Annotated in this window: 13 protein-coding genes and 1 pseudogene; 6 read left to right on the top strand and 8 right to left on the bottom strand. The window is 63.0% G+C overall.

Going from position 1 to position 18,226, the window contains the following annotated elements:
• Window positions 1-337: 337 nt before the first annotated feature.
• Window positions 338-718, top strand: a complete 381-nt coding sequence (locus tag DLM46_RS35160; protein WP_133300430.1) for a hypothetical protein — start codon at window positions 338-340, stop codon at window positions 716-718.
• A gap of 545 nt (window positions 719-1,263) precedes the next feature.
• On the opposite strand, the gene DLM46_RS35150 is transcribed toward DLM46_RS35160, so the two are convergent.
• The 5 genes from DLM46_RS35150 to DLM46_RS35125 all read right to left on the bottom strand — a co-directional run bounded on the left by DLM46_RS35150 (window position 1,264) and on the right by DLM46_RS35125 (window position 11,749).
• On the bottom strand, window positions 1,264-1,623 hold the full coding sequence (locus DLM46_RS35150) for a YbjQ family protein (RefSeq protein WP_115108848.1): 360 nt from the start codon (window positions 1,621-1,623) through the stop codon (window positions 1,264-1,266).
• A gap of 361 nt (window positions 1,624-1,984) precedes the next feature.
• Window positions 1,985-3,316 carry a type II toxin-antitoxin system HipA family toxin gene (locus tag DLM46_RS35140; RefSeq protein WP_115108846.1) on the bottom strand — a complete coding sequence of 444 codons (1,332 nt, stop codon included), beginning with the start codon at window positions 3,314-3,316 and terminating at the stop codon, window positions 1,985-1,987.
• 2 nt (window positions 3,317-3,318) lie between these two features.
• A complete protein-coding gene (locus tag DLM46_RS35135) occupies window positions 3,319-3,771 on the bottom strand; it encodes a helix-turn-helix transcriptional regulator (RefSeq protein WP_115108843.1) in 453 nt (150 codons plus the stop codon).
• 868 nt (window positions 3,772-4,639) lie between these two features.
• Window positions 4,640-5,932, bottom strand: coding sequence for a hypothetical protein (locus DLM46_RS35130; RefSeq protein WP_115108841.1), 1,293 nt, complete (start codon window positions 5,930-5,932; stop codon window positions 4,640-4,642).
• Window positions 5,933-6,619: 687 nt separating this feature from the next.
• Window positions 6,620-11,749, bottom strand: a complete 5,130-nt coding sequence (locus tag DLM46_RS35125; protein WP_165848135.1) for a trifunctional serine/threonine-protein kinase/ATP-binding protein/sensor histidine kinase — start codon at window positions 11,747-11,749, stop codon at window positions 6,620-6,622.
• 257 nt (window positions 11,750-12,006) lie between these two features.
• Here DLM46_RS35125 and DLM46_RS35120 point away from each other — a divergent pair, with 257 nt between their 5' ends.
• Window positions 12,007-12,681, top strand: coding sequence for a response regulator transcription factor (locus DLM46_RS35120; protein ID WP_115108836.1), 675 nt, complete (start codon window positions 12,007-12,009; stop codon window positions 12,679-12,681).
• Window positions 12,682-12,769: 88 nt separating this feature from the next.
• Here DLM46_RS35120 and DLM46_RS35115 read toward each other — a convergent pair whose 3' ends face one another.
• Both DLM46_RS35115 and DLM46_RS35110 read right to left on the bottom strand, forming a co-directional pair.
• Window positions 12,770-13,663 carry a helix-turn-helix transcriptional regulator gene (locus tag DLM46_RS35115; RefSeq protein WP_115108833.1) on the bottom strand — a complete coding sequence of 298 codons (894 nt, stop codon included), beginning with the start codon at window positions 13,661-13,663 and terminating at the stop codon, window positions 12,770-12,772.
• Window positions 13,664-13,680: 17 nt separating this feature from the next.
• Window positions 13,681-14,349, bottom strand: a complete 669-nt coding sequence (locus DLM46_RS35110; protein ID WP_115108830.1) for a helix-turn-helix transcriptional regulator — start codon at window positions 14,347-14,349, stop codon at window positions 13,681-13,683.
• Between the two features lie 387 nt (window positions 14,350-14,736).
• Here DLM46_RS35110 and DLM46_RS35105 point away from each other — a divergent pair, with 387 nt between their 5' ends.
• Both DLM46_RS35105 and DLM46_RS35100 read left to right on the top strand, forming a co-directional pair.
• Window positions 14,737-15,672, top strand: a complete 936-nt coding sequence (locus DLM46_RS35105; RefSeq protein ID WP_115108827.1) for a helix-turn-helix transcriptional regulator — start codon at window positions 14,737-14,739, stop codon at window positions 15,670-15,672.
• Window positions 15,673-15,742: 70 nt separating this feature from the next.
• Complete coding sequence (locus DLM46_RS35100; RefSeq protein WP_115108825.1) at window positions 15,743-16,150, top strand: DUF3331 domain-containing protein; 408 nt, start codon at window positions 15,743-15,745, stop codon at window positions 16,148-16,150.
• A gap of 56 nt (window positions 16,151-16,206) precedes the next feature.
• Here DLM46_RS35100 and DLM46_RS41035 read toward each other — a convergent pair whose 3' ends face one another.
• The gene (locus DLM46_RS41035) at window positions 16,207-16,332 is read right to left on the bottom strand and encodes a hypothetical protein (RefSeq protein WP_279635261.1); all 126 of its coding nucleotides are present in this window, start codon (window positions 16,330-16,332) and stop codon (window positions 16,207-16,209) included.
• Between DLM46_RS41035 and DLM46_RS41030 the strand changes: the two are divergent.
• A pseudogene (locus tag DLM46_RS41030) lies at window positions 16,315-16,506 on the top strand (oxidoreductase); the annotation flags it as partial. The gene DLM46_RS41035 and the pseudogene DLM46_RS41030 overlap by 18 nt on opposite strands.
• A 156-nt stretch (window positions 16,507-16,662) precedes the next feature.
• Entirely contained in the window at window positions 16,663-18,147 is a 1,485-nt protein-coding gene (locus DLM46_RS35090) for an ATP-binding protein (RefSeq protein WP_165848134.1), read from the top strand.
• Window positions 18,148-18,226 lie beyond the last annotated feature (79 nt).

Here is an 18,226-nt window from a genome sequence, read left to right as displayed (position 1 = left end):
CGTCGGTTTCTACAATGCCGTACGCCTGCATTCGACTTTGGGCTATCTGTCGCCCGCTGCCTACGAGGCGAAACCGACAGTGAAAGAACCTATCTCCCTGTCCGAAATAACTTGACCACTACACTGCTAACAGATCTTCTATGTGTCATTGGGAAGGCAAGCGAAGTGAAGGGCGAATGTAGGGGGCGCTTATGTTGGCCATTACGAAGAACAGTCCTACACTGAGTTGTCGGTTTGGGCTGGTTTTCGTCAAGAGCATCTATCGCCCTGAGCCACATTCGCTGCGCCCGATAACGTTTTGTAACGCTAAACGTCGACTGTCATGGGGAGGATGGTAATGGCAAGCAACCAAATTACGAAGGTGGAGGGGAGAGGCTGGAAGGATCTTGTGCATAAAATATGTGCGAGTCTGATACTGGGCGCACTAGTTATCGGCCCCGTCTTCTTGGCGATATTTGTGACCATACCGCCTGCATGGGCGGATGACGACTTTATAGACTTCGTCCTGGGCAACTACGCGGTTTTCTTCATTCTTCCGTACATCGGCTGCCTCGCCTATTTCCTGGTCGTCACATTGGAGGCGACGCGTGGTCCTGTAGAGTTTGAATTCGCTGCTATCAAGATCAAAGGTGCCGGTGGGCCGATACTTTTCTGGGTGATTGCCTTTGTGGCTGTCTCTGGAACCGTGAAGATGTTTTGGGCCGGGTGGCCAAGTTGACAAATGCCTCGCTCGCGCCTGCCCGATGCGATGTACAAGGCCGAGTGAAGTTGCCGCAATCGCTTCGAGACAGCCGCTTGCCCGATTCCCTCACTTGCGACGGCGCGGCTGGCCAAGGCGAAGCTGACGAACGCAGCGGCCGGCGACCAGGACCGCTAGTCTGTGACGAACTCCGCAACGGCGTTCGGCTGTGCCAGCTCGAACGTTCGAACCGTTGCGTCCGTACCCGACACAAGGATCAAGATCCTTGTTTTTACCTCCTTTTGCAAGTGTTGATTTGTTGCTCTCGGGCATCGGACGTGGAACGCGGTAGCTCTCGCCGTCGAGCATGACGCGATCCCGATAACCGTCATCCGCATAAAGGCGTGCTACGTTTCGGCCGGCCAAGCCTTGTCAGGCTTGAAGCGACCTCCTGTCGTAATCTGCACAGAATTCACAGGCATACCAGAACACCATTGCCCGCGATGCGGCGGCAATTTACGGCGACCCATTCGGTAGCGCCAGGCTGACGACGAAAGAGGGCGGCTGGACCAATTTGAACAACTTCAAGCAGGCCCGACCGGTACGCGCAATAACAACGGCGTTGCACGGACCGCCGTCCCGTAACACAGTACCTCTGTGATTCCCTTTGCTATTTCGGTTGCGTCGTAGCGCATACCGATGATGCCGTTTGCCCCCAAGCCCTCGGCTTGCGCAATCATGCGTTCGTATGCATCTTGTCTCGCCCGCTCACATAACGATGTATACAGCGAAATGTTTCCACCGAATATTGTCTGGAGGGATGCTCCAAGCGCTCCGACGATGGATCGAGATCGAACGATGATTCCGCGGGCGACACCGAAGGAGCGCTCTATCCTGCAACCCGGAAGCTCAAACGCCGTCACAACCATATGTCGTTCTATCATCGCCTTCTCAATGCTGAGGTTTCGTTTCCGGCGCAGGGACCGGAGCTGTTGTCCTTTCCTGGATCGGGTCTTTGCGCAGCCCATAATGCTTCATCGCTCCCGTTGCCCGCGATGGTCGTCCAACTGCGCCCCTGCTCATCGACAGCTATGCAGCCGGGTTGCCAGTGCTCCGGATTGCGCAGTTCATTCACCCAGCCTTGCACGTCTCCCTAAAATAGCACGATGACGCAACCCCGCCGACGCAGCGGTTTTCCTTCGTCGCTGGTCACGACGCCGTTACCGGACGCGCTAACGCTTTGAGATCGAGCCAGGCAACGCCACTTCTTCGCGTCACCGGCCCTCTCAGGACGCCATCACCAGCCTACGAGGCGGCAAGCTTCGCGCTTTGTTGCCGCAGGCCCTCGAAGATCTTGTCTGACACGTCCTTCGGAAACGCGGCCGGCAACAGCGCCTCAACCTCCGCGACGACACCTTCCGTCATGTCGGTCAGGGTAGTGATCATCTCGTCGACGTCAGCCGGGGCCAGCGTGACTCGTTGCCCCTGGGCAATCCAGTGCCGACGCCGGATATCATTGATCAGGTAGTGAGCGTTTTTACCTCGTACCGCCATTGCCAGTTTCACCCGACGCGGAGAAAACAGGTTCGGCCCGTTTCCAATGATCGGGTGCGCGGAGAGAACGTCATAGATCGGAGTGGCCTCATAGCGATTGGACTTCAGGTGTGAGATGCTGAAATTCTTCGCGTGCCCGTCGGTGGCGGCGAGCATCCAGAAAATGATCTGCGTCATGAAGAAATAGCGCTGATCGATCGCGGACTGCTCTGAACCGGCCAGGACTTCCATGACCTTCTGGATTCCAGGTCCACCATCTGACTCATATTTGGCCGCAGCGGACGTCCCGGTCGCCTGGCACATATCCTCCTGCGGAAGCCGCAGGATCCATGAACCGTCGCTCGCGTATCTGCGATCAAATCGCTCGACGACGAGCACCTTCTGGTCCTCGAAGGTTGCGATGTCGCATCTTGCGATGGGCAAACCATACGCGGCGACGATTTTCGAGCACAGCCACTCGTTCTCTACCGACGTGCGCATGTCGGCGCGCATGTTTCCGACCAGTCCAAGAGGTAGCTTCAGGATATGTGTGGTCGGGGTGCTGCCTTCCGGGATGATCCACTGGTCGTCGTGCCATAGAAGCGCGGTCTTTTCCTGCACACCAGCGATGGACAGGCGTAGGTCGTCGATGGGCTCACGCTGACCCATTACAGGCGGGGCCGTTACTTCCCGCAGTAGCCGCGCAATTTCCGCCTCGTCGAGGGGGCGCCCGCTGATCTGCTCAAGATCCACCGGGGTTTCGTCTGGAGACAGCATCTGGATAGCACCTACGCAGTCTCGGCCCAGTTGGGCTAGCAACTCGAAAGGCGACGTGCCGCCAGTTTTGTAGCGCCCTGCGATGCGCTCGCGGATAGCCTTGCTGTCAGGCAGCAGGTTATCGAAATAGTCCGAAACTACCTTGCCCCGATAGGACTGGTTGCCGGCCGTGAAAGGCAGCGAGAGGGACAGGGGGCGCCCCTGTTCGTCTGCTATCCAATCTTCGAAGTAGGTGAGTCTCTCCCCGTCCCGGGTGGTCTCCCAGGTGCCTACGGGCAACCCGTTCATCCAGAGGTTCAGTCTCCTGGCGTGTGCGCGGCGGCCCATTGTTACCAGTCCTCCCGCTTCTTGGGGGCAGCGGCCAACGGCGCCACTCGCTTCCGTGTGACCGGCTTCGGCGAGCCTTGCCTGCTACCGCGTGCCGGTGTGGGGGCGGCCTTTCGGGTGCCCGCCGTCTTCGCTGCCGCGGTAGTCGCGCGCTCTTTTGTCACGCGCTGCTTCACCGCGACCGGCGACTCCACTGTCCGCAGACGCCCGGGTAGGCGGCCCTCGAGGTTCGCCGAGCCCGACACATGAGTCAGAACGATATCGACCTTGAGCACCTTCAAAACATGGAATAGCCGATCCATGCTCGCGGATTCGGGCTTTGCCTCGAGCTGGGCGTAGGTCTGCTGGGTGACCCCCAAATGGCTCGCCATCTGGGCCTGCGTGAGTCCGGCGGCCTTGCGGAAGCCGACAAGAAGCGGCCGCAACTGGAGAGGGGTTTTAACGGGATAATCCACGGGCGACCTCGGGTAGTCTGAAAAACAGTGGTCAGTCTGTAAATGACAAGCACAGTATATATTCTGTATTCGACAAATACAAAAAATATCCTGTAAATGACGGATACAGGAAATACCTTGTCAGGTATCCCCGTGATTTCTGTGAGATAAGGTCAAGTCTGGTGTATGGGTGGTTGATGGCCGGCGACGTCAATCGGCGAGTTTCGACATCCCGGGAGGTGGAGCGCCTGAGGCTTCCTGACCAGCCTCTCGCAGGTCTTGTTGACGTCCACAGCGGCTAGTCGGACCGGGATCTCGATCGCCTCGGGCCGTTCTTTACCCTGAACACGAACGGCAAGGCGGCATCGACCCGGCACGACGAAACGTTGACGGAGAAACGCCGTCAGTTGTCGGGGGAAGAACAAGGTACGCGCTTATGCTCTGCTTTATGTGACGCTTTCCATAAGGCCGAATTGCCGCCGACGCAACTGTGAGCTTGGCTGCCAATCTCGCCGACCCAATCAGCCCTTCGCGGTCCGGCGTTAGCACGTCCGCCAAGGGATGCTGACCGGGCCTTATCCACACATAGCGACCGCGAACTTCTGCTTCCAACCGCAGGGGTGGGGGGTTTATCAATGACCCGGGTGCGCAATTCCAGGCGACAACTCAAGATTGCATCGCGAGATCACTCGTTTTACACGTTGAAGTTGTGTCCGTCCGCATCGCCCGGGTCCCGATTGTGCGCCCACGGGTTTTCGCACATCTGACGCATTGTCTGTCGTTGGTGCGGCGGAATGTGCCGACAGTACGAACAATTTCGTTTGGATGAGGCCCTGAGAGAGGTGTCTTACGTGCTGATCCGGCATAGCCACATCCCACTACCCGAGTCTCACCTGGGGGGCAAAGACTTGTCGGGGCGGTCCAGGCTGAACACGCGCGTAATCATCCCGTCGATCATCCGGAAGAACCCGTCTGCGCCATAGCCGGCGAGAAATGCGATTGCCGATGCCGACAACGTCAGCACCCCGGCGCCCGAGCTCACCTGCGCCGCGACGGACGCGGGCGTGAAGAACAGCCCGACCGCGAGCCCCGCGATTGCACCCAGAATCAGGCGGATGATGGCGAGCGTTTCATCGCGTGGCGCGAGCGTACTGCCGGTGAGCCGGTTGCCGATGTCGCGCAGGAAAGACGCAATCGTGCCGACCACGCCAAACATCACCGGCAATACATAGCTCGCGTACGCAGACAGCACCAGCGTAATCGACTGAATGTTTTCCTGCTTTGCGACATATCCGCTTTCGCCTCTTTCCCTGAGTCCCGGAGAAGTCGGGAAGGGCGTCATCAGCCAGCTGGAGGGCCAATGGTTGGCAAACGTCGCGACGTCGCTGATCGATTTGTCGTAGCGCGCCTGATCGTAGGACCACTGGTTGCACAACAGCCTGATCTGATTGCTTTGCTGCTCGATCTTGTCCGCACCGCACCGCACTGGGGCGCTCTCGTGGGTTTGTTGCGCAGGAGGGGGCACTGCCGCGTTTTCCTTGTCGACCTGCGCGTATATCTGAGTCGCCACGTCGGCCGCGCTCTTCTGGTCTTCCTCGAACCGCGACGTCAGCTGCACGCCGTACACAACCAACCACAATAGAATCGCCGCCAGCAGCGTGATGGCAACACCCGCCCACGCCACAGTCTTATGAAAGCGGCGAAACCGCGTCGCGCTCACAATCAGGCCTGGATACGCCGTTCTCGCAACTAAAGCGCGCGCCCTGGAACGCCCGGACGACGCTTCCTGGCGTCCGGACTTCTCGATTTCCTCAAGAAAGACGTACGTATACGCGATCGTCAAGCCGCAAGCCGGATACGCAACCGCATTCAATCTGTCTTTCACGCACAAAAGGAGCGCCGCATTTTCCGCCTTGTCTGGCGTATTTTGTCCCGTCGGTGGCGGATAACGTAGTTCGCAAATGCGTTCGATGACCTGGTACGCCGTCAGAACCGCGCCGTTCCCGCTGCTTCGATCCGGAAATTTGACGTCGCCGATATCCCAGATATGGGAATCGGGTCGTCCGGAAATGAAGTCCAGCAGCAGGTGAACCTCATTGAGATCGCGCTTGAAAATGAGCTCGTCGAACGTGCTTGGCACGGGCTCATCATCGGGCACGGCAGCGAGAGCAGGAGTGGCCATCGGTTCGCTCCACAGCGCAGTCTAGTTACCAAGGGAATCGGGAATCAATGCGGCTCCACGCTGGTAGGCGTCTTCAAAACGGGCTTTTCGGAGAACAGTGAGACAGGATGAGACAGGACATGACTCTGCTCCTTCGAACCACGCGCTCGACCCGTTTGGTCGCGTGTGGCGATCGGCGGGGTTGGACGTGCGGTCAATCCTGCACAGAACCAGCGCCGGGGTCGCTGGGTAGTCGACACCTGACGAAGCGGAGATCGCCGTATCGATTCATCAACAACCAGGGTTGTTTGGTGCGGTCATCGTCGCACCTGACGTTCTATGACCGATGCCTGGAGAACGACGCAGCGACTGGAATTTTGAAATCCGCGAGGTCTTGAACCTTCGGCGGCCGAGGCGAACCTGGGTTGGCTTCGGATGAGCCTTTCCACATATGTCGCTGTGTCGCCAACAGCAGCCCGCGGTCTGTCGGATTTCCCCAAGCACACGGTGTGTCCGCCTCTTGAAAGGCCGACAACCAGCCAGGCAAGGAACGCATCATCATGATCCAGTGCCGGCGTGCCCGCACCGTCCGCGAGTTACTGGACCGTGAACGTTCCGAAAGACCGCATGGCTGTGTGTCACCTTTCTGCGAAAAGCCGCAGCACTCGGCGAATGAAGGCCTCGCGCGACGTCGCGCAGTCGCGCGCTTCAGGGCGCTGTCCCGGCTGGCAGCCTGAACGTGAACACGCTGCCGCGCGCCGCGCGCGGAGCGGCGTCGAGCGTGCCGCCGTGCGCGTCGGTTATTGACCGGCAGATCGCGAGGCCCATCCCCATCCCGCCTGACTTCGTCGTGAAGAACGGATCGAAGATCCGCGCGGTGATTTCCCCGTCGATCCCGCCGCCGCTGTCGGCGATGCCGACGATCACGTGTCCGTCGCTCGCGTGCGACGTCACCGCGAGTTCGCGCGGCGCGGCGATACCGTCCATCGCGTCGAGAGCGTTCGTCACGAGGTTGAAGATGACCTGCTGGATCTGCGTCCGGTCGGCCAGCACCTTGATGCCACCGCTGCGCAGATCGACACGCAGCTGCACGTTCTTCGCGTTGATTTCGGTTGCGGTCAGCCGCAGAATGTCCCGAATCAGATCATCGATCACGAGCGGCGCCATCGCCGGCGGCGCCTGCTTTGCGAGCGAGCGCAGCGCACGCACGATGTCGGCCGCGCGTACGCCCGATGCCCGGATGTCCTCGAGGCTCGCGAGCGCCTCGTCGATATCCGGCTGCTCGCCGCGCAGCCAGCGCATGCATGCGCCAACGCTCGTCACGACGCTGGTCAGCGGCTGGTTGATTTCGTGCGCGATCGATGCGGCCAGTTCTCCCATCACCGTCATGTGCGCGGTGCGAGCGAGTTCGGTTCGCGCATGCCGCAGCGCGGCCTCGGTCTCGATCCGGCGCGTGCTTTCGTCGATCAGCTCCGCATAGAGCCGCGCCGACTCGAGCGAGTTCGCCGCCTGCGGGGCGAGCACCTCGAGCATCGCGACGCGCCGCGGCGAAAACACGCCCTGGGTCAGCGCATTCTCGAGATACAGCACGCCAATCAGCGTGCCTTGCTTCAGAAGCGGGAGGCAGAACACCGAACGCGTTGGATGCGCGCTCAGGCTGTGGACGTGTTCGGGCATTCCCTGGCGCTGTGCGTCTCCGAGCAGGATCGGCTTGCGGGTCCGAACCACCATGTTCAGGATCGACAACGGCACGTCCTGTTCGGTCGGCTGGCCGTGAGCGATGTCGACGATCACGTCGTTGCCGAAGACGCGCGCGACCGCTTCGATCCCGAGCTTCTCGTGCCGCGCGAGCAGAAGGAGTCCATAGCGCGCGCCGGCGTACACCACCATGTTGCGCATCAGCGTCTGGATCAGCCGCTCGAGCACAATTTCCTCGGACAGCGAGTGCGCGGTTCGCATTGCCAGAGAGAAGTCCAGATCCTCACGCGCGTAAGCGGCCGTCACCCCGTGCAGGGACGTATCGACGACGAGGAACGGATGCAGGGCCGTCATCGTATGCGCCTTGCCCGTCGCACCCCATCGCCGATAGCACGCGTGCGCAACACGCAACTGATGGCGCGCCGGACCGGTCAGGCCGAGCAACGCGGCATGGCGTCCCGCTAACTCATGTGCAAGTGCCTGTTCGTGCACGAAGCCGCGTTCGGCCGCGAGATTCGCAGACGACTCATAGTGCTGCATGGCGGCGACATGGTCGCCGCGTATGCGCGCGAACTCTGCGTCGATCAACGCGAGCTTGTTGCGGAACGTATGCGGATTCAGTGCGCTCCATGCGACGAACCTGGCGCGGTGTGCATCGAGGCGATCGATCAGCCGCTCCGGCGGCGTCGCGCCGTTGTCGCACGCAATCTCCGCGAGCGCACTGAACAGATAGAAGTCGGAGAGCATGATGTGGGCCGGCGTGGACCATGCGAGCGGCGCGGCGGCATCAAACGACGCGCGCGCCGTGTCGATGTCGCCGAAGAGGAATGCAGCCTGGCCTTTCAGCACGTCGGTCCAAAACTGCAGTACGGACATTGGCATTTTGGTCCCCGCGCGGGCCCGCCACGAGCCGACCGGGCGATCGTAACCGAACCGCAATGCATCGACGAATTCCAACTGTGTCGACACCAGGTCGACGATGTCTTCATAGTGCGCGCCGCGCGCGACTTCGAGCAGCGGTTCGATCTCCTCGCGGATCGCCGGCAGCGGTTCCCCCATCGCCAGCAGGTCGCTGACGATGTGGTTGCAGCTGTAGCACATCCAGCGTAGTTCGGCGCTCGCGTTGCCGGCGGCCTTCGCATCGCGTGCGCGGTCGAGCGCATACGAGAGCGGCTGGGTCCAGACGCTGACCTGATCGAGCGCGACGAGCGTCGCGGAGCGATAGCGCTCGAAACCGTGGCGCTCGACGAGCGCGAGCGCGACCTTCGCGAATTCGAAACCCTCCTCATACGCGTCGCAATGTTCCGCGATGCTCACGCCGTACCACGCGAGTCCCTGCACCGATGCGGCCGTCACGCCATGGCGCAGCGTGAGCCGGACCATCATCGCCAGGTGCAACAGCACGAGTCCGCTGCTCGGGTAGAAATGGGCGGCCTCGAGCGCGGTGAGGAGCGCCATCGTCGCTCCGATCCGCTGGTCGGTCATCGCGGGCAGATCGACCAGTTCGTGGACGTGCCGCTCGCCGAGCGCATCGCGCACGGCCTGGCAGGCCGCCGTGAGATCCGCTTCGGTCGGATGAGCGGGCAGGTCCACGCCGAGCAGAGCGAGTCCCGCGAGGGCGATGTCGACCGCTCGCTCGTATTCCGACTCCACCGTCAACAGCGCAGCTTTCAGCCGGTGCGCCTCGGCGCGGTCAGCCGGCGTGCTCGTGCGAGCCAGGAGCTCGTCGATTTCGATGCCTGCCTGCGCGGTTTCGCCTTCCGCGAGCAGGATGCCGCAACGGAGCATGCCTATCCGACTGGCGAGCGCGTAATGACGGGCCCAGCCTTGCGGACCGAGCAATGTTCGTGCGGACGCAAGGAACGACAGTGCGCGTTTGCGCGCCGCGGCCGCGGCCGCGGCTTCCGCGGCACTGACGAGCGCGTGCGCGAACGCGAGCGCCTGGCTGTCTTCGAGCGGTATGGACATCGCCTCCTCGATGTGAGCGGCGAGATCGAGCAGCGTTTGTGCCGACGCTGCATCGGGGCGCGCGAGCTGCGCCGCGGCGATGTTCGCGTGATGTGCGGCGCGCACCGGCTGAGCGATCAGCGCATACGCGGCCTCGAGCATCCGGTCGTGCATGAAGCTCCAGTGACCGTCGCGCATGCAGACCAGGCCCGCCTTGCGGGCCGGCTCCAGCCGGAGGCGGAGTTCGGCCGGCGTCGTGCCGGCCACCGCGCACAGCAGGGTCTCATCGGCGCGGGTGCCGACGCACGCGAGCAGCGACAGCATCGCCCGCGCGCCGGGTGTCAGCCGTTCGAGCCGGGTGACGAGCAGGCTCACGACGTTCTCGGTCTGCCGATGCGCGTCGATGTCGGCCGATCGCCATTGCCAGGTTTGCAGCGCGGAGTCGTAGCGGAGCAGCCGCTCGTCGATCAGCGCGCGCAGCAACTGCTGTACGTAGAACGGATTGCCGCCGGTCTTGCGGTGGATGATGTTGGCTAGCTCCGACAGTTGGCCGCGCACCTCGCCCAGCATCGCGGCAAGCATCTGCGCGACATTGTGTGGATCGAGCGGAGCCAGCGTGATGCTCGATACACGGGCCCGATCGAGTTGCCGCAGGAATGCCTGGAACGCGGGCGTGTGGTCCTGCTCGCTGCGGTATCCGGCGACCAGACAGATATTGGCCGGCCCGTCCGCTGCTATAGAGGCGATGAATGCGAGCGTCGCGTCGTCGGCCCACTGGATGTCGTCGATCATGAGGAGCAGCGGCTCGGCTGGCCCCGCGAATGCGCGGAATGCGTTCACGAGTGCATGGCACAAGTGGAACTCCGGAATCACGTCCGCCGGTCCCGCGTGGCTGAGCGTGAGCGGTTCCAGGTCGATCAGCCAGGTGATTTCCGGAAAAATGCCGGCCAGCAGGCTCGCCTGTCGACCGACGCAGTCGTGCAGCCGTGCGACTATCGCAGCGATCTCGTCATCGCGCCTTGCCAGCGCGCTGCCGAACAGCGAGCGTAGTGCCTGTAGCACCGGCGCGTACGGCCTCGCGGGATGGTACTGAGCGACCTTGCCGGATGCGCAGCAGGATGTGGGCGACGCCGCGCGCACGTGGCGCGCAAACTCGTCGGCGAGCGCCGTCTTGCCGACGCCGCCCGGTCCTTCGATGAGGACGATCGCGGTCTCGCTGGAGCGCGCGACCTGGCTCAGCGTGTCGGCGAGCTGACGCGATTGCGCCGCGCGGCCGATCAGTACGTCGGGTATGCGCAGGCGCGCGAGCGGGTCGGCGCTCGCGAGCTCGAACGGCTCGACGCGGCCAGGCGCGAGCCAATCACGGCGAATGTGCTCGAGGTCGTGCTGCAGCGAATCGCAGGACGGATAGCGCTCACCCGGTTCTTTCGCGATCAGCTTCAGGATCGCGCGCTCCAGAATCGCCGGCACGCCGTTGCGAAACGCGCCCGGGGGCGACGGCTGCATGGCGACGTGCGCGTGAATCCATTCGGACGTCGACGACGCCTTGTACGGCATGGAGCCCGTCAGCAGGCGGAACAGCGTGACGCCGAGCGAATACAGGTCCGACCGCTCGTCGATCCGCGCGTTTTCCGACGCTACCTGCTCGGGGGCCGCATAGGCAGCGAAATCCGCGCGCATCGTACCGGACGCTTCCGTGTCGTTGCGCAGCTTCCTCGCATGGGCGAACGAGCGGAGCTTCACCGCGCCGTCTTGATCGACGAAAAGGCTCGTCGGCCGCAGGTCGCTGTGCAGCCAGGACCGGCGATGGAGCTTGGCGAGGGCGCGCACTGCGCCGAGCGACAGGTCGAGGAAGGTGTCGAGCGGCAGTTGGCCATCCGCAAGCGAATCGAACGTATTGCCGCCCGTGTGCGGGTGGACGAGAACCGGGCCGTCGCTCGCGCGAATCAGCGCGACCGCCAGAAGCGCCCATTCCGGCTCCAGCGATTGGTTCAACGCGAACTCACGCTCGAGCTGCCGGCAGCGCAGGTCGAGCTCCCATGAGGTCTGGCGCGCTGACCAGACGATGCCGTTGTCCGGATCCGTTACGTCAAACGTCAGCACGTTGTCGGATCGCGTGATGTTGGTCCACTTCGCGCGGGCGAGCCAGTCGGCGTCCATCCGCCTCGCATCGGCCGGGAGGGCAGGGCGCATGTTCATAGTCGGACGCTCAAAATGGTGGAACTGGGCGACTGCCGGCCGGCGTGTCGGTTCCGCCACGCGCCAGTCGGGCCGCAGGCATCGTCGTCGCGGCCCCCGCATTGTCCGGCAGGTCGCGGGAAAATTCAGGCACCCCCCTCGAGCGCCCGCGGCGCGTGCCTGCCCTTCGTGTAACCAGGGGGGTGTCTGACAAGCCGCCAGGCGCGCGATTATCATCCGGAAACGATGAATCTGATCCGCATGGAGGTGCCATGTCGTGCACGCTGGATTCCGCGTCGTCCGGCGACCCGAGATTGGACGATGCGGCGCCGATCGTCTATGTCGTCGACGACGACGAGACGCTGAGACGATCGTTGAGCTCGTTGTTGCGCTCGACGGGTTACCTTGTCGAAGCGTTTGCTTCGTCGCGCGCGTTGCTCGAGTTCCGTCGTCCCGACGTGCCAAGCTGCCTGATCCTCGACCTGCAACTCGATGACGAAAGCGGACTCGCGGTCCAGGAGGAAGTGGCGCGCGTCGGCTTGACCATGCCGATCCTGTTCATGACTGGATACGGGGATGTTGCCGCGTCGGTCAAGGCGATGAAGGGCGGCGCGCTCGACTTCCTGACCAAGCCGTTTGACGACGAGGAGATGCTCGACGCCGTCGGCCGCGCGCTCGCGCTCGACAGCCAACGACTCGGGCGCGAGCGCGCGCTAGGTGACGATCGCCGGGCATATGCGACGTTGACGCCGCGTGAGCGCGAAGTGATGGCCTGTGTGATCGCGGGCCTGATGAACAAGCAAATCGCCTGGGACCTGTCCGTGCAGGAGATCACGATCAAGGTTCATCGCGCGCAGGTGATGAAGAAGATGCGGGTGCGCACCTTGCCGGATCTCGTGCGCAAGGCCGAGGCGCTGGGCGTCCAGCCTGCCCGCACACATAGCTGAGCGAGCACGCCCGCATGCAAACCTGAGGCCGGGCAGGTGCGATATGTCGCGTCGGAGAGGCGGCCGCGCGCTTGCCGGGTTGCCGCCCTCACTGCCGCGCTTGACGCCATGCGCGCGGTGTGCCGCCGGTCATCTGCGAGAACACACGCGTGAAATGGCTTTGATCGGCGAAGCCGCATGAGATCGCGATTTCCGTCATCGACAACGTGCCGCGTTCGAGCAGATCGCGCGCGATGTCGATGCGTCGTCGCATCAACCACTGGTGCGGCGCGAGCCCGGTGGAGCGGCGGAATGCGCGGCAGAAGTAAGCGGGAGAGAGCTCGCACGCGGCGGCGAGCTCAAGGATCGACAGGCCGTCTTCGAGGTGCGCGTCGATCATCGCCTTGGCGCGCAGTTCCTGCCACGGTGCGAGTGCCCCCGTCTTGCGCGCATCCGCGACCCGCACGCCACTGTACGTAGCCGCGAGATGGCTATGCAGCGCGATCAACAGACCATCGACAAACAATTGCGGCACGGTGTTGCCGGCAAGCGCGGGCAGCAGCAACTGCCCGATCGTCGCGACGAATGGATCCTGGATGCCGTGCGGAATGGCGAGTTCGCGGATCGCGGCGCAGTCTTCCGCGGCGGCGATACGTTGCAGCGAAGCTTCCGGCAGATAGAACTGCAGGCAGTCGAATGCCGTGGGAAGGAACGCGGAGGGGCGGGCGGCAAGATCGACCACCGACACGGCTCCGCGAGCGTACGGAGTCACGCGCTCGGGCTTGCCGTCCAACCACAGCTCGTGCCGGGGCAGCGGCTGCAGCTGGAGGCACAGAACGAACGCGTTTTCCGGCGGGATAGGGTCGGTCAGGTTGACGGCGCCCGGCGTGGACGTCAGGCGCGTAATCGTGACGTCCGGCGTTTGAAGCATTGAGCTCCTGAGCACCGGCATGGGCGGCAGTCTGAAGTACTGGGCGGCTTCGTTGCCGTAATGGTTGGACATCGGTGAGTCCCGGCGACTTAGCGCGACGGCGCGCGGGTCCGTTCCGCCCGCGACTGCATGGGTATTCGCCTCGACGCTTGCCAGGCACGCGGCGTGGCGCCGGTCACTTTGACGAATACGCGGGTCAGGTGACTCTGATGTGAGAAGCCACAGGCCGCTGCGATCTCGCTTAATGAGCAATCGTTTCGTATGAGCATTTGCTTGGCTCGCTCGATGCGCCGCCGCAGGAGCCATTGCTTCGGCGTCTCGCCGGTCGCGCGCTTGAGTGCACGGGACAGATGCGCGGCGCTCAGCGTCGACGCGGCGGCAAGCTCGGCTGTCATCAGCGACGCGGACAGATGCGTGTTGGCATGTTCGAGTAGCGCCCGATACTGGCGTGCAGTCATTCCGCGGGTGTCTCGCTCGAGCGAGCGCGCCGCGCCGCCGGGCCCGGCGGCGTGGCCGTAGATCGCGAGCAGCAAGCCGTGTACGACACCGCGCGTTTGCGCGTGCGGAGAGGCGAGCGCATCGCGCAACAGCGTACCAAGCCGCGTCGATACGGGGTCGCCGTTCGTTAACTCCTCTGCCAGTGTTTCAAGTTCGCGTGCGACCGCGGGATCCGGCTGCCAAGTGCCCGCGACTTGCGGGAGCGGCGCGTGCAGCGCGGATGCCAGCGACGCAAGTCGCGATAGCTCAGCTATGGACATTCGGGGCTTCCGGTTTCGACATCGGGGCGGATGCGCATGCGTGCGAGTGAACCACGGGGCGGGCAATGCGGGCGGTTGGCTTCCTGCGTCGCGTGATCAAACCGGACGCTGCGCATCCAGCTTTGGGCTGAATCTTAGCACGTGAAAATTCGAACAAGTCGCGCGTGAAAGTGCGCTTTATAAAATTTTTATGCTTCGAATTCCACTGATGATTCAGCAATTGCTTAAGGAATTGGGCGAACCATGACTGATCTGGTCACCGGCGACGTTCGAGGCTACTATTGCCGGATCAAATCGTGCAATGCCGGGCAAGAACGTTCAAGAAAGTCTCCGCCGGCGTATCCATCATTCAGGCATGTACCGTGAACGCGCCCCCGGGCTACCGCGATGAAGACTTCGTTGCCAGTTACCCTGATTCCGTCGCTCACTTCAGGATTGAGGCCCGGCGGCGATCGGGTCGAGCTGGAATCCCTCTGGCGCTGTCCGGGCGACAAGGCCCGACGCGCGGTCAGGCTGGCGCGCTGGACGCGCCATCTCGTCGAGCCGGAGGAGGTCGCGCACGGCGGCCATGACGCGCTTCATTGCGTCGGCATCAACCTGAAATGCACATCGTTGAGGTTTGAGCACGCAGACGAGGTTCTGTTTGACGGCCGCGTGATTCCGGGCGCAATCCAGGTGACGACGCCACGCGTTGCGACGCGAGCGTGCTTCCATTGCGCGTGCGACGTCCTGCATCTGTTCGTTTCGCCCGGCTGCCTGACCGAGTGCTATCAGAGCCTTTTCGACGACGGCCCCTCAGCGGACGTATTGCTCGACGATCCGCGCTTGCGATACGACCCGGTGATCGAACGGCTCGCTCAGGCGCTTGTCGCCGCACAGACCGGCGACATCGCGTGCGGCGCGATATTCGTCGACGCGGTGGGCCTCGCGATCGTATCGCGGCTCGTTGCGCATCGATTCGAAGGCATGGCGCGGCGGGCGCATGACGCGGCGTTGCCGGGCTGGCGCATGCGGCATGTCGCCGAATACGTGGATGCTCACTTGTCCGAGCCGATCGGACTCGCCGACATGGCCGAGAGCGCCGGGCTTACGCGCATGCAGTTCGCGTCCCAGTTTCGGCGGGCGACGGGCTTGCGACCCCACGAGTACCTGCTGAAACGCCGGATCGAACGCGCGCAGACGCTGCTTGTGACGTCGAAGCTGAACGTGCTCGATGTCGCGCTCGCCTGCGGATTCCGGTCACAGGCGCATTTCACGATGGTGTTCCGACGGTTCGTCGGTAACACGCCGCATCGTTGGCGAATCATGGCGACGGCTGGATAGCACGCGGTACCAGTCTGTCGAGACGCGCGCGCCGGCGCAGTACGCCGGCGGGACAAAGGAGTGCAGCATCATGTCGATATTCGAAACGAATCGGGATCCGTGGCGGTGGACGGTCGATCTGCTGTCGCGCGTGTACGCCTATCCTGCGATGGTGGCCGAGCGTGTGCTGCAATCTCACGGGATTGCATCCTGTGCGGTACATCAGGCGACGATTCGTTTGCTCGAGCGGCAGACGGACGTGACCGCCACGATTGCGTGGAGCGAGGCGACCCGTTGCTCGTACGGCGACCAGATCTGGCAGGCGGCCCGCGCGCGTGGCCCGGGCGTGTGCGCGATGAGCGGACGAGCGATCCACCGTGGCGACGAGGTCTTCCAGCCGCGCCACTGCCAGCCGCCGGCGCTGAATGCCCGCGAGATGATCCTCGCGTCGGTGCTGCGCACGGCCGAGGTCGACGATTTCGAGCCGGTGACCGCATGATGCGCGGTGGTACGTCGGACGGCGTCCCGCTCAGGCGTCAGTGTGCTCCTGCGAGATCACGTTGCAGCGGAACAGATGGTATTGGTTCCGATCGTGACGGAAGCGATCAGGCCGATCCCTATCAGCATGAAGACGATGGCGCTCGGATCGGACGCGGCCTCCACCACGTTCATCTGCTGCATCAGTTTCTCTCGCCGCTCGCCAATCGTCGGCAGGACGATTACGGCGGCACGCTCGAGAACCGGATGCGACTCGCACTGGAGATCGCCGATGCCGTGAAGGCCGCACTGCCTGCGGAAGTCGCACTCGGTTTTCGCATCACGGGGACGGACTGGGCAGGTTCGCGCCACGGGTGGGACCGAGCTTAGACCTATGGATAATGGTCCAGTGCTTATCCACCCTCTAGCATGCGTATGAGCCCTGCCGTATCTGCTCCGCACGACGAGCGCGGAGCAGATACGGCACGATGCCAGCGCCGCGAGGCACGGGCGAATGTGTGGAGAGCGTGGGAAATGCACAATTTTGATCGAGTGTCGGTCTCTCTAGAATGCCGTGAGGTGTTCGCCGATGGTCAGCCTCAGCATATCGGAGCCCGAGCTTTCGAAATCCTGGAACTTCTCATCAGCGCCGAAGGGGGGCTGGTCACGAAGGACCAGATCATGCGTACCGTGTGGCCGAACACAGTTGTCGTTGAGAACAATATTCAGGTACATGTCTCGACGCTACGGAAGTTGTTTGGCGGCAAGCACGGCTGGATCCGGACCGAGGCGGGCAGGGGTTACCGTTTCGCGCCGCCCGCCGCGGGTACACGCGTGCCGGTTGGCGACGCTGTACCCGCGCAGCCACACGCGCTCGCCGCACAGCGTAAATGGCCGTTGATTGGGCGCGAACACGAGCTCGCAGAGCTTCGTAACCTGTTCGAGCGGGAAGTGCTCGTGACCCTGGTGGGCCCCGGCGGTGTCGGCAAATCACACCTTGCACTCGAAGCCGCGGCGGCCCTGGCATGTTCGCGCAGGGTCAAGCTGTGTCACGTCGATCTTGCCAGCCTGACCGGGCGTGACACACTTATGGCAACGCTGCTGCGTGCGCTTCGCGGTTCCGGAGATTCCTGCAAAGGCGACATGGACGACGTCGTGCGCGAAATAGGCGCTCGCGAGCTCGTACTCGTATTCGACAATTCCGAGCGGTGCGTGGACGAGTTGGCAGGGTTCTGCGAAGCCATCGCGGCTTCGCATGCAGTGGTGTCGATGATCGTGACAAGCCGCGAGCCACTGCGGGTCGCTTACGAACGCATTTACCGGGTTGACCCACTTGCTGTACCCGACACCGAGGCGAGCGAGAGCGATCTGGAGGCATGCAGTGCAGTCAGGATGTTCATCGCGCGTGTGCGTGCGATGGGGACGGACTTCCCCCACGACCTCAAAACGCTGCGGATGATCGCCAGCGTGTGTGGAAGGCTCAATGGCTTACCCTTGGGGCTGGAGCTTGCCGCCGCGCGGGCCGCATCGCTCGGCATAAAGGGGCTCGCGGCAGATCTGGACCGATCGCTGTTGTCGCTCTCCGGTGGGCTGCGCACTGCGCACCCGAGGCAGCGGACACTGCGGGCGAGTGTCGAATGGAGCTACGAGCTGCTCGGAGAGGCTGAGCGTACCGTGTTGCGGCGACTCGCGGTATTCCCCTTTACTTTCAGGCTTGAAGCGGCCTGTGCGCTCGCCACTTGCGAGCAACTGGGCCACGACGCCGTGCTTGATTGCGTGGTGAGCCTCGCGTCCAAGTCGTTGCTCGTCGTGCACGCGGCCGAATTATCGAAATATTATTCGCTGCTTGACTGCGTGCGCACGTACGCATTTGAAAAACTCGAGGAGGCCGGTGAGCGCACGCAGGTCAGCGACCGTTACCTGTCGAGCCCCAGCATCGACACTTTGCTGGCGGCCACCCGGCGATCCTCGCCGATCGCTTTGACTATGGCGGCGCCGGCAACTGTCACGTATATGTAGCGGCTAGCGCGCGATTCTGCCGCCTGCCGGCATGGACACCGCCGCGGCAAGCCACAGGGCGAAGCGGGCGAGCTTCAAA

The organism is Paraburkholderia lacunae, assembly GCF_003353175.1.
Lineage (GTDB): Bacteria > Pseudomonadota > Gammaproteobacteria > Burkholderiales > Burkholderiaceae > Paraburkholderia > Paraburkholderia lacunae.
Note: the sequence above shows the minus strand (reverse complement) of the source record. Positions and strands in the feature narration are given on the sequence as shown.

What these genes read in the sequence shown, in the direction of transcription:
- DLM46_RS41035 (WP_279635261.1), bottom strand. Translation starts at nt 16,332, where the DNA reads ATGCAGCAGATGAACGTGGTGGAGGCCGCGTCCGATCCGAGCGCCATC.
- DLM46_RS35105 (WP_115108827.1), top strand. Translation starts at nt 14,737, where the DNA reads ATGAAGACTTCGTTGCCAGTTACCCTGATTCCGTCGCTCACTTCAGGA.
- DLM46_RS35125 (WP_165848135.1), bottom strand. Translation starts at nt 11,749, where the DNA reads ATGCGCCCTGCCCTCCCGGCCGATGCGAGGCGGATGGACGCCGACTGG.
- DLM46_RS35090 (WP_165848134.1), top strand. Translation starts at nt 16,663, where the DNA reads ATGCACAATTTTGATCGAGTGTCGGTCTCTCTAGAATGCCGTGAGGTG.
- DLM46_RS35150 (WP_115108848.1), bottom strand. Translation starts at nt 1,623, where the DNA reads ATGATAGAACGACATATGGTTGTGACGGCGTTTGAGCTTCCGGGTTGC.
- DLM46_RS35130 (WP_115108841.1), bottom strand. Translation starts at nt 5,932, where the DNA reads ATGGCCACTCCTGCTCTCGCTGCCGTGCCCGATGATGAGCCCGTGCCA.
- DLM46_RS35140 (WP_115108846.1), bottom strand. Translation starts at nt 3,316, where the DNA reads ATGGGCCGCCGCGCACACGCCAGGAGACTGAACCTCTGGATGAACGGG.
- DLM46_RS35100 (WP_115108825.1), top strand. Translation starts at nt 15,743, where the DNA reads ATGTCGATATTCGAAACGAATCGGGATCCGTGGCGGTGGACGGTCGAT.
- DLM46_RS35160 (WP_133300430.1), top strand. Translation starts at nt 338, where the DNA reads ATGGCAAGCAACCAAATTACGAAGGTGGAGGGGAGAGGCTGGAAGGAT.
- DLM46_RS35115 (WP_115108833.1), bottom strand. Translation starts at nt 13,663, where the DNA reads ATGTCCAACCATTACGGCAACGAAGCCGCCCAGTACTTCAGACTGCCG.
- DLM46_RS35110 (WP_115108830.1), bottom strand. Translation starts at nt 14,349, where the DNA reads ATGTCCATAGCTGAGCTATCGCGACTTGCGTCGCTGGCATCCGCGCTG.
- DLM46_RS35120 (WP_115108836.1), top strand. Translation starts at nt 12,007, where the DNA reads ATGTCGTGCACGCTGGATTCCGCGTCGTCCGGCGACCCGAGATTGGAC.